The organism is Acidovorax sp. Root217, assembly GCF_001428645.1.
Classification (GTDB): Bacteria; Pseudomonadota; Gammaproteobacteria; order Burkholderiales; family Burkholderiaceae_C; genus Acidovorax.
Genome location: NZ_LMIH01000023.1, coordinates 322072 through 336069, shown reverse-complemented (window position 1 = coordinate 336069; position 13998 = coordinate 322072). Strand labels below are relative to the sequence as shown.

Below are 13998 nucleotides of genomic sequence, written 5' to 3'. Positions count from 1 at the left end.
GCCATGAGCCACACCATTCCTGATCGCCCATCTGCCGCCGTTTCCGCCGCACCGCTGGCCTTGCCGGACTATGCCGAGCTGCACTGCATCTCCAACTTCAGCTTCCAGCGCGGCGCCTCGCAGCCCCAGGACTTGGTGGCGCGCGCGGCCGAGCTGGGTTACCGGGCCCTGGCGCTGACCGACGAATGCTCGGTGGCCGGCGTGGTGCGGGCCCATGGCCCGGCCAAGGCGCTGGGCCTGCAGTTCATACCGGGCAGCGAGTTCGCGTACCCCGGCTTTCGGCTGGTGGCGCTGCCGCGCAACATCGAGGGCTGGGGCAATCTGTGCGAGTTCATCAGCGCCGCGCGGCGCACCGCGCCCAAGGGCATCTACGAGCTGGGGCCGGTGTCCGACGTGGCCCAGCTGCAGCACTGCGAGCTGCTGCTCATGCCCGACCGCAGCGTGCAGCATGCGATGGACACCGCTGCACTGCTGGCCTGTGTGGAACAGGCGCAGGCGAACTTCGGCCAGCGCTTCTGGCTGGGGGTGGAGCTGCTGCTCGGGCCCGACGACGACCTGTGGCTGGCCACCTTGCAGCAGGTGTCGCGCCAGACCGGTGTGCCCCTGGTGGCAGCGGGCGACGTGCACATGCACCTGCGCTCGCACAAGCCGCTGCAGGACGTGATCACCGCCGTGCGCCAGGGCTGCACCGTGGCCGAATGCGGCTTTGCGCTGCAGCCCAATGCCGAACGCCACCTGCGCCAGCGCGTGCGCCTGGCCGGCATCTACCCGCCCGAGCTGCTCGCGGCCACGCTGGAGATTGCGGCGCGCTGCACCTTCAGCCTCGACGAGATCAAGTACCAGTACCCGCTGGAGGCTGTGCCTGAGGGGATGACGCCTGCGGAGGGCCTGGCCTGGCTGACCTGGGAGGGCGCGCGCAGCCGCTACCCGCAAGGCGTGCCGGACAAGGTGGTGGCGCAGATATTGCGCGAGCTCGCGCTGATCGCCGACTGCAAGTACGAGATGTACTTTCTCACCGTGCACGACATCGTGCGCTTTGCGCGCGGCGAGGGCATCCTGTGCCAAGGCCGCGGCTCTGCCGCCAACTCCGCCGTGTGCTACTGCCTGGGCATTACCGAGGTGGACCCCGAGCGCACCAAGCTGCTGTTCGAGCGCTTCATCAGCAAGGAGCGCAAGGAGCCACCCGACATCGACGTGGACTTCGAGCACAACCGACGCGAAGAGGTCATCCAGTACGTCTACACCAAGTACGGCCGCGACCGTGCCGCCATTGCCGCCGTGGTCACCAGCTACCGCACCCGCAGCGTGCTGCGCGACGTGGGCAAGGCCCTGGGCGTGCCTGCGGCGCTGGTCGATTCGTTTGCCAAGGAGCACCACTGGTTCGACGAGGAATTCGCTGCGCACCGCCTGCAGGAGATGGCGCAGGACATGGGCGAACCCATCAGCCTGCATACCGCCGAGTTGTGGCTGCAGTTGTCGGTGCAGCTCAAGGGCTTTCCGCGCCACCTGAGCCAGCATGTGGGGGGCTTCGTGCTCACGCAGGGGTTGCTCACGCGCATCGTGCCGGTAGAGAACGCCGCCATGGTCGACCGCTCCATCATCCAGTGGGACAAGGACGACCTGGACGACATGGGCCTCATGAAGGTGGATGTGCTGGCCCTGGGCATGCTCAGCGCGCTGCGCCGCTGCCTGGACTTGCGTGCCGACCTGCGCGGCGAGCGCTGGGAGTTGCCCCAGATTCCGTCCGAAGACCCTGCTACCTACGACATGATCTGCGCCGCCGATACGGTGGGGGTGTTCCAGATCGAGAGCCGTGCCCAGATGAGCATGCTGCCGCGCCTGCGGCCGAAGGTGTTCTATGACCTGGTGGTGGAGGTCGCCATCGTGCGGCCGGGGCCCATCCAGGGCGGCATGGTGCATCCCTACTTGCAGGCACGCGAAAAGCAGCGCAAGGGCGAGCCCTTGAGGCTGGAGAGTGAAGAGCTCGGCGAGGCATTGGAGCGCACGCTGGGCATTCCGATCTTCCAGGAGCAGGTGATGCAGATCGCGATGATCGCCGCCAAATTTTCCGCATCCGAGGCCGATGCGCTGCGCCGGTCCATGGCCGCATGGAAACGCACGGGCGGGGTACACCATTTCGAGAAGCGGCTGATCGACGGCATGGTGGACAACGGGTACAAGCTGGATTTCGCCCAGCGCGTTTTCAAGCAGATGCTGGGCTTCGGCGAATATGGCTTCCCCGAAAGCCATGCCTTCAGCTTTGCCCTGCTGGCCTACAGCAGCAGCTGGCTCAAATGCCACGAGCCCGCCTGCTTTCTGGCGGCGCTGCTCAACTCGCTGCCCATGGGCTTCTACACCGCCTCGCAACTGGTGCAGGATGCACGGCGCCATGGCGTGCGCGTGCTGCCCATCGACGTGACCTGCAGCGACTGGGAATGCACGCTGGAGGGCACGCCCGAAATGCTGCAACCCGCCAAAGGCCTGCCCGCACCACCGCTGCCCCAGCCCGCAGTGCGCCTGGGCCTGCGCCTGGTGAGCAGCCTGGAGACAGCCGCGGCAGAACGTTTGGTCGAGGCCCGCGTGCAGGGCGGCCCCTTTGCCAGCACCGAAGACCTGGCCCTGCGCGCGCGCCTGAACCACCAGGACATGCAGGTGCTGGCCGCAGCCGACGCGCTGGCCCGCCTGTCGGGCCACCGGCGCCAGCAGATGTGGGACGCCTCTGCCCAGCACACCGCACCCGCCCTGCTGCGCGATGTGCCGGTGCACGAGGCCCCGCTGCAGCTGCCCGAGGCGCCCGAGGGCGAGGAGATCCTGTTCGACTATGCGGCCACCGGCCTCACCTTGCGCCGCCACCCGCTGGCGCTGCTGCGCAACCGGCTCGCGCGCTGGCGCCTGCTCACGGCGCTGCAACTGCGCAATGTGCCCGATGGCCGGCAGGTGCGCGCCTGCGGCATCGTCACCGTGCGCCAGCGGCCGGGCTCGGCCAAGGGCACCATGTTCGTCACGCTGGAGGACGAGACCGGCCCCGTCAACGTCATCGTCTGGCCAGCGATGGTGGAGCAGTGGCGCGATGCCATCCTGCGCTCACGCCTGCTGGCGGTGCAGGGGGTGTGGCAATGCAGCCGGCATGGTGAGGATGAAGAAAAAGGAAAGGATGCTGCAGGCGAAGCCTTCGTGGTGCGCCACCTGGTGGCCCAGCGCTTCAAGGACCTGACGCCGCTGCTGGGCCGCATGGCCGGGGCACTCGATGGCAGCCGGGACTTCCATTGAGACGGATTTGCCTTTGACCGTCTAGCGTCGTTGGTTCGCCTTGCCATACGATCAAATGCAAATCCCTATGAGCGCTGCAGCTACTGCCCTTTCAGATAAGCGCCCGGGTCCATGAAAAAGGCCTTCTTGGTCCCCTGGGTCGCCCCATCGATCTTCCACGGCGCGGGCAGCAGCCGCACGATGGAGTAGTGCAGGTGCGGCGGCTTGCCCTGGGCATTGCCGCTGGCCCCCACGGTGCCGATGGCGCTGCCCGAGGCCACGGGCGCCAGCGCATGGGTGCTGATGCGGTCCAGGTGGGCGAAGTAATGAAGCCGCCAGCGGGGGCCGAGCACCAGCACCACCTTGCCGCCTTTGGCGATCTCACCGGTGAAGAGCACGATGCCGTCCGTGGTGCTGAGCACCGGCGTCCCCGTCTTGCCGAAGATGTCGATGCCCTTGTGCACGCCCGACGTGCCCCAGGGCTCGAACCAGAACGACTGGGCATTCCAGTCCTTCGTGGAGGCTCCGGCCACGGGGATGCGGATGCGTTCAGGGATGATCAGGCCCATGAGCAACAGCCCGAGCAGGGCCAGGCCCACGGATTGGAGAGTCTTCATGCAGGGGGGCGCACCGCATCGACCATGCAGCGCGCCGGCGGGCAAAAGGGAGGATTATTCCCGCATTGCGCCTGTCCAGTGACCGCAGGCTGGCTCAGCGCGCTGGTCGCTGCCGGCTGGCGGCATCCCGCGCGGGCTGCGATGCCGTGCCTGCAGCGCCCTGGGCACCCGGCTTCACAGGCTCCTTGGCCAGGTCCAGCAGCGGCTTGCAGTAGGTGTCGTCATCGGCGGCCGGCACGGTGACCGGTATCAGCGCCAGGGCCACCGGTGCCGCTACCGCCGCCACCACCGCAGCGCCCGCGCGCAGCAGCAGCGGTCCGGGTTCCACCCCTACATCCGGGTTGCCAAAGGTGCCCTTGACATACAGCGGGGTGCGCAGCGAGAAGAACTTCCACTCCAGCGACTCGGGCTTGATGCGCAGGTTCATGGCTTCCGTACCCAGGTCAATGGTGCCGGTGGCCTCGATCACCGCATCGTCGGTGCTCATCTTCACCACGCGCGTCTGCGCCAGGCCATCGACCACGGTGAAGTCGGCCACCGCGCAGCGCAGGCGTACCTCCTTGTCATCGCCGAACAGCTTGCCCACGATGATGCTGCCCACGTTCAGGGATGCCAGGTCCAGCATCTGCTTGCTCAGCGTGCCCTCGCGCACGTACAGGCGCGCCTCTCCCGTGCCCTTGCCCAGGAGGTCGGCCACGTTGTTGCCGCTGCTGCGCAGTGCCACGGCGCCATCCATGCGACCAAAGCTTTTTTTCATCAGTTCCACCTTGGGGAACAGTGCGGACAGCTGAAGTCCTTCCACCTTGCCGCGTATCTGTGCCTTGAGGGGGGGCGTGCGGCCATCGATGATGACCTCCGATTCGATCTTGCCCTTGGCCACGCCAAAGGTCAGCGGCGCGAGCCTGAGTTGCGCGTTGTCCATCACCGCCCGCAAGCTCAGGTCTTCCAGCGGCAGGCTTTCGGATCGGATGATGTGCTCTCCCTTGAACGCGATGTCCATGTCCATGGCACTCCAGCGCTCGGCCGCAAAGTTGGCGTCCGGCAGCACCTTGCCATCGGTTTTGCCACGGTGGGTGTTGCTGGCTTTGGCGGTTCCCAGCGCCGGCCCCAGGTCGGCCAGGCGCAACTGGCTGGATGTGACCTTGCCCGTGAGCTTGGGGCGCGGCTTGCCCGAGGTGTACTTGAGGTCGCCCTGCAGGTCGCTCTGGCCCACCTTGCCCCGAAAGTCGCTGTAGCTCCACACGGCGCGCTCGGGCTCCAGGCTGCCGGTCAGGTGCCCGCGCGTTTCGAACGGCGGCGTGCTGGGCAGCACCAGGCCCGTTACCTCGTACAGGTCGGCCATGCTGTCGGCCTTGAGCATCACATCGAAGTCCATGCCTGACAGCGCCCCGGGATTGGCCAGGATGCCCTCGGCCGACAGTGCTGCGCTGCCCGCAGTGGCTTCGATCTGCAGCGGGTAGTTGACCACCTTGTCGCGCAGGCTGATCACCTGGCCGGCCCGGCCGCTGCCCTCAACCTGTGCCTTGGCAATGCGGCCCTGCAGCTCGAATTGCAGGCCATAGGGCACAGCCGTGCCGTTCGTGCTGCTTTTGCGGGCCACCATATCGCGCGAAGCCGCAGCCTCGGCTGAGGAAGCAGCCGCCGACGCCGGAAGAATGGATGCCTTGGCCGCCTTCGCGCTGCCTGCCTGGGCCGGATCCACCGGCTCCGTGGTGTTCACCTGCGCCTGCAGGTCCACGTCCTTCTGGGCATCGGCATAGGCCAGCAGCCCCTGGTTGACCACCAGCCGGCCCACGTCGAAAGTCCAGGGGCTCTTGGGGGCGTCCTCGTCCTTGTGCTTAAAGGTCCAGTTGTTGCTGCCGTCCTTGGTGCGGGCCAGGGCGATCTCCGGGTCGGTCAGAGCCACGGTGTCGATGGCCAGGTGGCGCGAGAGCAGCGGCAGCAGGCTGATGGAGGCGCTGACGCTGCCGATGCGGGCCATGGTCGCGGTGCCGGGCTGGGTGGCCGGGGGCGGCGCTGTGGATGCCGATCCCTCCGATGCAGCACTGGCAGGGGCTCGTGCCGCAGTGGTGCTTGCCCCCTTGTCCTTGCCTTTATTCTTGTCATCGCCACTGAACGGGGGCTCGAACCCTGCCGGGTTGTCCATCGCCAGGCGCTCGGCCTTCACCGTCACGCCGGGTACCCAGCGGCGCCAGCCTTCTTCCAGCGGCTGCGGCCAGCGCCAGGCAGCCGACAGATCGCCTTCGATCTCGAAGCGCCGGCCAGTGGCCTCGCTGACCTTTTCATTGACTAAAGGCTTGTAGCGGTTCCAGTCCATCAGCGACAGCACCACGCCGATCAGGATGGCCAGGCCCACGAGCAGACCTGCCAGCACAAGCACCCACTTCACCGCCCGGTGCAAAGGCTTGCGGGCAGGGCGGCCGGCCGCCGGGGGCGGGGTGGGCATGTCGGTCGATGGCGTAGCGGGCATGGGGGGCAGGTGTCATCCAAAAGCGCGAAGATCGGAGCACTTGCTGCAGGCCATCGGCCTGTTGGGTGCGGTTGGGCCGATGCTAGCCCGCAACGGCCCTGCCAGGTCGCCCGTGTAACCAACTGCAGCCCTTGTCCTACAGCCCTGGCGCGGCGCTGGCTGCGCGGGCCGTGGACGCCTTGCTGCTGCGGGCCTCCGCCTGGACGGCGTGAAAAGACTGGCGGCTGTAACGGGCCGGCGGTGGGGAAGGCCTTCTAGAATGCGCCACCATGCACAGCCCCCGCCATCATTTCGCCCCGCCCATGCGCGACGGCGTAGGCGCCAGTTGCGTGGTGCTGCCCACCCACGGGCAAGGCAGCATGCTCGACTTCCTGGCCGAGCGCCTGCCCGCGGTGGACCGCGCCGCATGGCAGGCCCGCATGCAGGCCGGCGACGTGGTGGACGAGCGCGGTGCCACGGTTGAACCCGCCCGCCCCTTCGAAGGCGGGCTGCGCGTGTATTACTACCGCCACCTCGACGACGAGCCCGAGATCCCGTTCACCGAAACCGTGCTCTACCAGGACGAGCACCTGCTCGTGGCCGACAAGCCGCACTTCATGCCCGTCACGCCATCGGGCCGCTACCTGCAGCACACGCTGCTGGTGCGCCTCAAGCGCCGTCTGGGCCTGCCTGAACTGTCGCCATTGCACCGCATCGACCGCGACACGGCCGGGCTGGTGCTGTTCTCGGTGCAGCAGCGCACGCGCGGCGCCTACCAGGCGCTGTTCCGCGACCGCACCATCACCAAGCACTACGAGGCCGTGGCGCCCTGGCGCGACGACCTGGTCTTTCCGCGCGAGCACCGAAGCCGCATGGAAGAAAGCCCCCAGTTCTTTCGCATGCACGAAGTGCCCGGCACGCCAAACAGCCACACCCACATGCAGGTGCTGCAGCACAGCGGCGACTGGGCGCTGTACCGCCTGTCGCCCATCACCGGCAAGCGCCACCAGCTGCGCGTGCACATGGCCGCGCTGGGTCTGCCCCTGCGCAACGACCCGTTCTACCCGGTGGTCAATGATCCGCCGGAGGGCGACTACTCGCGCCCGCTTCAGCTGCTGGCACGCTCGCTGGCATTCACCGATCCGCTCACGGGCGATGGCCGGCAATTCGCCAGCCGGCTGCAGCTCAATACACTGGATTGATCAGCCGCGCGGCACGCTGCCCCGGGCCACGGCATCCACGTAGACGTTGCCGCCGCTCGAGATGTGCCGGCACATATGGCGGTCGGCCGCATCTTCGTCACCATCGAGGATGGCCTTCATGATGTCCTGGTGCTCGGCCAGCGAGTTGCGCACCCGGTTGGGCCGGTCGAACAGCGAGCGCTGCGGGTGTCGCATGCGCAGGCGCATCTGGCGCAGTTGGCGCGACAGCACCTCGTTGAGGCTGCCGTCGTAGATGGTCTGGTGGAACCAGCGGTTGGCCTCTTCGTAGGCCACGGAGTCGTCTTTGGCGGCTGCAGTCTCGCAGGCCTGGAAGGAGGCCTGCAGGTCCCGGCGCAGCGCCGCCGGCATGCGCCGCGCGGACAGGCGCGCGGCCAGGCCTTCGAGCTCGGTGAGCATCTCCAGCATGGCCACGTACTCGGTGAGCGAAAGGGTCGCGACCACCGCGCCGTGGCGCGGCACCATCTCCACCAGGCCAGCGGTGGCCAGTTGCTGGATGGCTTCGCGCGCCGGGGTGCGCGAAACGTCGAAGCGCTCCATCAGCTCCTGCTCGTCGATGCTGCAGCCGGCATAGAGCTTGCCGGAGATGATCTCTTCCTCCAGGGCCTCGCGGATCTTGTCGCTGAGGTTGACGCGGGGCGGTGTCGTGGTAGTGGTGGCCATGTTCGTAGTGGCCGAATGATAATGCGCGGGCGGTCGCATCTTGGCCGGGCTCAGGTGCTTGTGGTGGCCGCGCGTTGCCGCTCCTGCAGCACCTCGCCGAACAATTGCAGGCGCGCTGCGGCAAACGCCGGGCGCTGCTGCATGGCCTGCCACCAGCGGTGCACGCGCGGGTGGGCAGATTCGGCCAGGGCAGCGGGCTCGATCTCCGCGATGCGCGCGATGAAGGGCGCGGCGGCAATGTCCGCCAGCGAGTAATTTGCGCCCATCAGCCATGGCGAAGAGGGTGCCAGCATCCCTTCCATCCGGTCCACCAGCAGCAGCAGCTTGCGCAGGGCTTCTGCCTTTTCCTCCTCGGTGTAGGGCTTGCGGGCAATGCGCACCCAGGCCTCGCGCCGCTCGGCGGTCGGGATGCGTGCCAGCTTGTCCTGCAACTCCTGGTCGCTCCACTGCTGTGCGGTGGACTGCAGCATCAGGCTCCAGTTCAGGATCAGCAGGTGGGGCAGCGACTTCTCGTCGGTCCAGCGCACGAAATTGCGCATCTGCGCCAGTTCGTACGGGTCTGTGGGGCGCAGCGGGGGCTCGGGCGCGATATCGTCCAGGTACTCGCAGATCGTCGAGCTCTCGTGCAGGAAGCGGCCAGGCGCGATCTCCAGCGCCGGCACCACGCCGTTGGGGTTCATGGCCAGGAATTCGGGCGCGTGCTGTTCCTGCCGGCTCAGGTCCACGGCCACGCTGTCGTAGGGGATGTTCTTTTCGGCGAGGCACAGGCGCACGCGGCGCGAGGCGCTGGACAGCCAGGCATGGAAGAGTCTCATGGGAAGGGTCCAGTGCGTCAGGGGATGAGGACGGGGGCGCCGGTGGTGGCGCGGCTTTCGAGGTCGCGGTGTGCGCGCTGCACCTCGGCCAGCGGGTAGCGCTGGCCTGTGCCCAGCCGCACATGGCCGTCGCGCACGGCGTCGAAGAAGGCCTGGGCCGACGAGCGCAGTTCGGCCGGGTCGGCCACGAAGCTGCGCAGGGTGGGGCGGCACACGCTGAGTGACTTCGCATGCAGGATCTGCAGGTCGAAGGCTTCCACGTCGCCCGAGGCCGTGCCGTAGTTGACCGCCAGGCCGCGCGGGCGCAGGCACTGCAGCGAGGGCAGAAAGACGTCCTTGCCCACCGCGTCGTACACCACGCCCACCCCCACGCCGCCGGTCAGCTCCAGGGTGCGCGCCACGAAGTCTTCGCGGCGGTAGTCGATCACGTGGTGGCAGCCATGCGCCAGCGCCACCTCGGCCTTGGCGGCCGAACCCACGGTGCCGATCACCGTGGCGCCCAGCGCGCGCGCCCACTGCGACAGGATGAGCCCCATGCCGCCTGCGGCCGCATGCACCAGCACCGCCTCGCCGGGGCGCACCACGTACAGGCGGCGCAGCAGGTACTCGGCCGTCAGGCCGCGCAGCAGGTTGGCGCCCGCAATGTCCTCGGGTATCCAGTCCGGCAGCGCCACCACGCGGTGTGCCGGCACGTTGCGCGTGACTTGGTAGGCGCCCGGGTGCAAATAGGCCACTGCCTGGCCCGCCGTGAAGGCCGTGACGCCCGGGCCCACCGCCTGCACCACGCCCGCGCCCTGGGCACCAGGGGTGATGGGGAAGGGCGTGGCCGAGTGCGGGCCGTGGCCGCCGCGGCGCTGGTAGATGTCCGCGAAGTTCAGGCCGATGGCCGTCTGGCGGATCTGGACTTCGCCTGCGGCGGGGGGAGGAACGTCGACCTGCACAGGTTCGAGTACGTCGGCTTCCCCGTGGCGATGGATGTGGATGGAAAGGCTTTTTGTCATGGCAGCGCCATTAGAGCCTTCGGCATGCTCTAAAAAAATACATACAAACCATTAGTGTATTTTTATAAACATCATGTGCATACTGAAAAAAGGCCGACACCGATCGGTCACCAACGATCAGGAGACAACCCATGTTCTTGCGCAGACGAGAGTTCGGTGTGATGGCGGCCAGCGCACTGGCCTTTCCCGCGATAGTCCGGGCACAGGCCCCCGCCCTGGCAGCCCTGCACGATGCTGCCCGCAAGGAGGGCGAGCTCACCTGGTACACGGTGCCCCAGACCTCCGAGGTGGCTGAGAAGATGGGCCGCACCTTCACGGCGCGCTACCCGGGCATCAAGGTCAACGTGGTACGCACCACGGCGCAGGTGGCCTACCAGCGCCTGAACCAGGACCTCAAGGCCGGCACGCCCAACTGCGACGTGTTCACCTCCACGGACCTGGCGCACTACGTGGACCTCAAGGGCCGCAACCTGCTGCTCAAGTTTCTGCCGGCCGCCGTGGCCCGGCAGGACAAGCGCGTGCAGAACATGGACCCGGACGGCTACTTCCACGCATCAAGCTGCTTCATGATGGGCCTGGTCTACAACACCCAGAAGGTCTCGGCCGCCGCAGCGCCCAAGAGCTGGGCCGACCTGCTCGACCCCAAGTGGAGCGGCGCTGCCCTGGTGGCGCACCCTGCCTACAGCGGCGCGGCCGGTGCCTGGTGCATCGAGATGCGCAAGCTCTACGGCGACGACTTCTTCAAGAAGCTGGCCGCGAACAAGGCGCACGTGAGCCGCTCGACCATCGACGCGGTGACGGCGGTGATTTCCGGCGAGTCATCGGTCTCCGCCGGGCCGATGAGCCTGGCCGCACGGTCGGCCGCCAAGGGCAACCCGGTGGCCACGCTGGTGCCCAAGGAGGGGCCGGTGCTGATCCTCTCGCCCACGGGCATCCTGGCCAACACGCGCCGGCCCAATGCCTCCAAGCTGTTCATGGAGTGGATGCTGGGCAGCGAAGACACCGAACGCATCTCGGTCGAGGAGTTCAGCGTGCCGCTGCGCGCCCACGCCAAGCCCGCCCCTGGCGTGATCGGCCTGGGCGACGCCAATCCGCTGCTGGCGCCCACGCCGCCGCAGATGGTCGCGCAGATCCCCAAGGTGATCGATGCCTGGCGGGAGGCCTTCGGTGTCTGACGCCATGGCCCTCCATCCTCCGGCTGTGCGCCGGGTCTCCGGCCGCCTGGGTGATCCTTCGGTCTGGCTGTTCGGTGCCCTCGTCGTGGTACTGGTCCTGCTGGTGGCCAACCCCATCCTGCGCCTGGTGTGGGACAGCTTCCACACGGCAGATGGCCAATGGTCGCTGCAGAGCTATGTGCAGGCACTGGGCCGTGGCCGCAACCTGCAGGCGCTGCTCAACTCCCTGTACCTGGGTGTTGCCGTCACGGCCATCGCGCTGGCCTTGGGCGTGCCGCTGGCGCTGGCCGTCTCGCGCACCAACATGCCGGGGCGCGGCTTCACGCACCTGAGCGTGCTGGCAGCGTTCGTCATGCCCAACTTCCTCGGCGCGATTGCCTGGATCCTGCTGGCCGGCCCCAATGCCGGCTGGCTCAACCGCCTGGTCGTCGAGCTCACCGGGCTGCAGAAGGGGCCGTTCAACATCTTCAGCTTCTGGGGGCTGGCCTTCGTCATCGCGCTGTACACCTACCCGCTGATCTACGTGTTCACCAAGTCGGCGCTCGACCTGGTGTCCACCGAGCTGGAGGATGCCGCGAGCATCCACGGGGCCGGCAAGTTCCAGACCATGGCGCGGGTGACCTTGCCGCTGGTGCTGCCCTCGATCATCGGCGCTGCCATCCTGATCTTCCTGGAGGCGATTGCCCTGTACGGCACGCCCGCGCTGATCGCGATCCCCGCGCGCATCAACCTGGCCACCACGCAGATCGTCTCGTTCTTCCAGTACCCGCTGCAGGTGGAGCAGGCGGCGGCGTTCTCCATGCCCATCCTGCTGCTCACCATCGTGATGCTCATGCTGCAGCGCAGGCTGCTGGCGCGGCGCGGCTATGTCTCGGTGTCCGGCAAGGGCGGCGAGCGGCGGCCTTTCGACATCGGCTGGTGGAAGTGGCTGCTGCTGGCGTACTCGGGGCTGGTGGCCCTGCTCTCGGTGGTGATGCCGCTGGCCATCCTCCTGCTGGCATCGGTGTCCAAGGCCTGGGGCAAGGGTCTCGCGCTCGACAACCTCACTTGGGACAACTTCTACGGCATCTTCTTCGAGCAGCTCACGGTGCGCTCGGCCATCCTCAACACGGTGCTGTACTCGGGCGCCACGGCACTGGTGTGCGTGGGCATGGGCATCTGCATTGCCTATGCCACGCAGCGGCGCATCACTCCGTTCCCGGTGTTCGTTCAGTTCCTGGCACTGGCGCCCGTGGCCGTGCCGGGGCTCATCCTTGCCATCGGTCTCTATGCCGCGTATGCCGGGCCGCCGTTCTCGCTGTATGGCATGGGGGTGCTGATCGTGATCGCCTTCACCACGCGCTTTTTGCCCATCGCGGTGGCGGCCAGCTCGGCGGGGGTGCGCGCCCTCAACCCCGAACTGGAAGAGGCCGTGCGCATCCTGGGCGGCAGCCGCATCACCGTGCTCACCCGGGTGGTGGCGCCGCTGCTCAAGAAGACGCTGCTGGGTGCATTCGTGCTCGTGTTCGTGATCTGCACCAAGGAGCTGTCCACGGCGGTGTTCCTCACCGGGCCGGGCTCGCGCGTGGTCTCGGTGCTCACGCTGGACCTGAGCGAGCAGGGCAACTACGAGACGCTGGCCGCCATGGGCGTGGTGCTGGTGGTGATCGTCACCGTGGTCGTGGCCATCGGCATGAAGCTCGCCGGGCGCGACTTCATGCTGCGCCGGGGCTGAAGAACTGAGGAATCAAAAAATATGTCCAAACTCGAACTCAAAGACCTGCGCAAGAACTACGGCAGCGCCTCCGTGGTGGACGGCGTCTCGCTGCAGCTGCGGCGCGGTGAACTCGTCACCTTGCTCGGCCCCTCGGGCTGTGGCAAGACCACCACCTTGCGCATGATCGCCGGCTTCATCGAGCCCAGCGCCGGTGCCATCCTGGTGGACGGGCGCGAAGTCTCCACCCCCACGCGCTCGGTGCCGCCCGAGCACCGCGGCATGTCCATGATCTTCCAGAGCTATGCCATCTGGCCCAACATGACCGTGGCCGAGAACGTGGGCTTCGGCCTGCAGGTGCGCAAGACGCCCGCCGCCGAGACCGCGCAGCGCGTCAAGGAGATGCTCGATGTGGTGAAGCTCGGCCCTTACGCGCAGCGCTATCCGGCCGAACTGTCGGGCGGCCAGCAGCAGCGCGTAGCCCTGGCCCGGGCCATGATCGTGCGGCCCGAGGTGCTGCTGCTCGACGAGCCGCTGTCCAACCTCGATGCCAACCTGCGCGAAGAGATGGCCGCCGAGATCCGCCGCCTGCACGATGAGTTCCGCTTCACCACGGTCTACGTCACGCACGACCAGACCGAGGCCATGGCCATCTCCGACCGCATCGCCGTGCTGCACCAGGGCCGCCTGGAGCAGATCGACACGCCCTGGAACCTCTACAACCGGCCGCAGACGCCCTTCGTCGCGGGCTTCATCGGCAAGACCAACCTGGTGCAAGGGGCGGTGCAGGGCGGGCGCATGCGGCTCGACGGTCTGCCCGAAGGCATTCCGCTGCAGGCCGATGCGGCAGTGGGTGACCGGGCCAGTCTGCAGGCCTCCATCCGCCCGCAGTCGCTGTACCTGGGCTCCGGGCCCGATGGTGCCGTGCCGCTGGGTGCCGTGTCGGTCGTGGGCCGCACCTACCTGGGGGAATACTGGCACTACCTGGTGCAGCCCAGCGCGGGCGGCGCGCCGCTGAAGGTCCACGCGGCGCCGTCCCTGGTGCTGGAGGTCGGGCAGCAGTCGATGATGTACGTGGATCCTTACGCCGTGGCGGCGGTGCAGTGATGTCTTCGA

At 67.7% G+C, this 13998-nt stretch carries 10 protein-coding genes; 5 read left to right on the top strand and 5 right to left on the bottom strand.

Annotated elements, in window-relative coordinates; translation table 11 throughout:
- Positions 1-3 precede the first annotated feature (3 nt).
- Positions 4-3270, top strand: coding sequence for an error-prone DNA polymerase (locus tag ASE31_RS21435; protein WP_057203800.1), 3267 nt, complete (start codon positions 4-6; stop codon positions 3268-3270).
- Positions 3271-3350: 80 nt separating this feature from the next.
- Here ASE31_RS21435 and ASE31_RS21430 read toward each other — a convergent pair whose 3' ends face one another.
- Complete coding sequence (locus ASE31_RS21430; RefSeq protein WP_057203799.1) at positions 3351-3866, bottom strand: M23 family metallopeptidase; 516 nt, start codon at positions 3864-3866, stop codon at positions 3351-3353.
- A 94-nt stretch (positions 3867-3960) separates the two neighbouring features.
- Positions 3961-6336: an AsmA family protein gene (locus ASE31_RS21425; RefSeq protein WP_057203798.1), complete on the bottom strand. Its 2376-nt coding sequence runs from the start codon at positions 6334-6336 to the stop codon at positions 3961-3963.
- A 269-nt stretch (positions 6337-6605) separates the two neighbouring features.
- Between ASE31_RS21425 and ASE31_RS21420 the strand changes: the two genes are divergently transcribed.
- Positions 6606-7517 carry an RluA family pseudouridine synthase gene (locus tag ASE31_RS21420; RefSeq protein ID WP_057203797.1) on the top strand — a complete coding sequence of 304 codons (912 nt, stop codon included), beginning with the start codon at positions 6606-6608 and terminating at the stop codon, positions 7515-7517.
- Here ASE31_RS21420 and ASE31_RS21415 read toward each other — a convergent pair whose 3' ends face one another.
- From ASE31_RS21415 to ASE31_RS21405, 3 genes are read right to left on the bottom strand one after another with little or no spacing between them, the layout of a single operon-like run.
- Positions 7518-8198, bottom strand: coding sequence for a GntR family transcriptional regulator (locus ASE31_RS21415; protein ID WP_057203796.1), 681 nt, complete (start codon positions 8196-8198; stop codon positions 7518-7520).
- A 50-nt stretch (positions 8199-8248) separates the two neighbouring features.
- The gene (locus ASE31_RS21410; RefSeq protein WP_057203795.1) at positions 8249-9013 is read right to left on the bottom strand and encodes a glutathione S-transferase family protein; all 765 of its coding nucleotides are present in this window, start codon (positions 9011-9013) and stop codon (positions 8249-8251) included.
- Between the two features lie 17 nt (positions 9014-9030).
- Positions 9031-10014 (bottom strand): quinone oxidoreductase, encoded by a 984-nt coding sequence (locus ASE31_RS21405; protein WP_057203794.1) that lies wholly within the window; start codon positions 10012-10014, stop codon positions 9031-9033.
- A gap of 131 nt (positions 10015-10145) precedes the next feature.
- Between ASE31_RS21405 and ASE31_RS21400 the strand changes: the two genes are divergently transcribed.
- Genes ASE31_RS21400 through ASE31_RS21390 form a run of 3 tightly spaced genes read left to right on the top strand, consistent with a single transcriptional unit; the run spans position 10146 to position 13989 of the window.
- Positions 10146-11189 carry an ABC transporter substrate-binding protein gene (locus tag ASE31_RS21400; protein WP_057203793.1) on the top strand — a complete coding sequence of 348 codons (1044 nt, stop codon included), beginning with the start codon at positions 10146-10148 and terminating at the stop codon, positions 11187-11189.
- A gap of 4 nt (positions 11190-11193) precedes the next feature.
- Positions 11194-12903, top strand: a complete 1710-nt coding sequence (locus ASE31_RS21395) for an iron ABC transporter permease (RefSeq protein ID WP_057203792.1) — start codon at positions 11194-11196, stop codon at positions 12901-12903.
- Between the two features lie 21 nt (positions 12904-12924).
- Entirely contained in the window at positions 12925-13989 is a 1065-nt protein-coding gene (locus ASE31_RS21390) for an ABC transporter ATP-binding protein (protein WP_057203791.1), read from the top strand.
- Positions 13990-13998 lie beyond the last annotated feature (9 nt).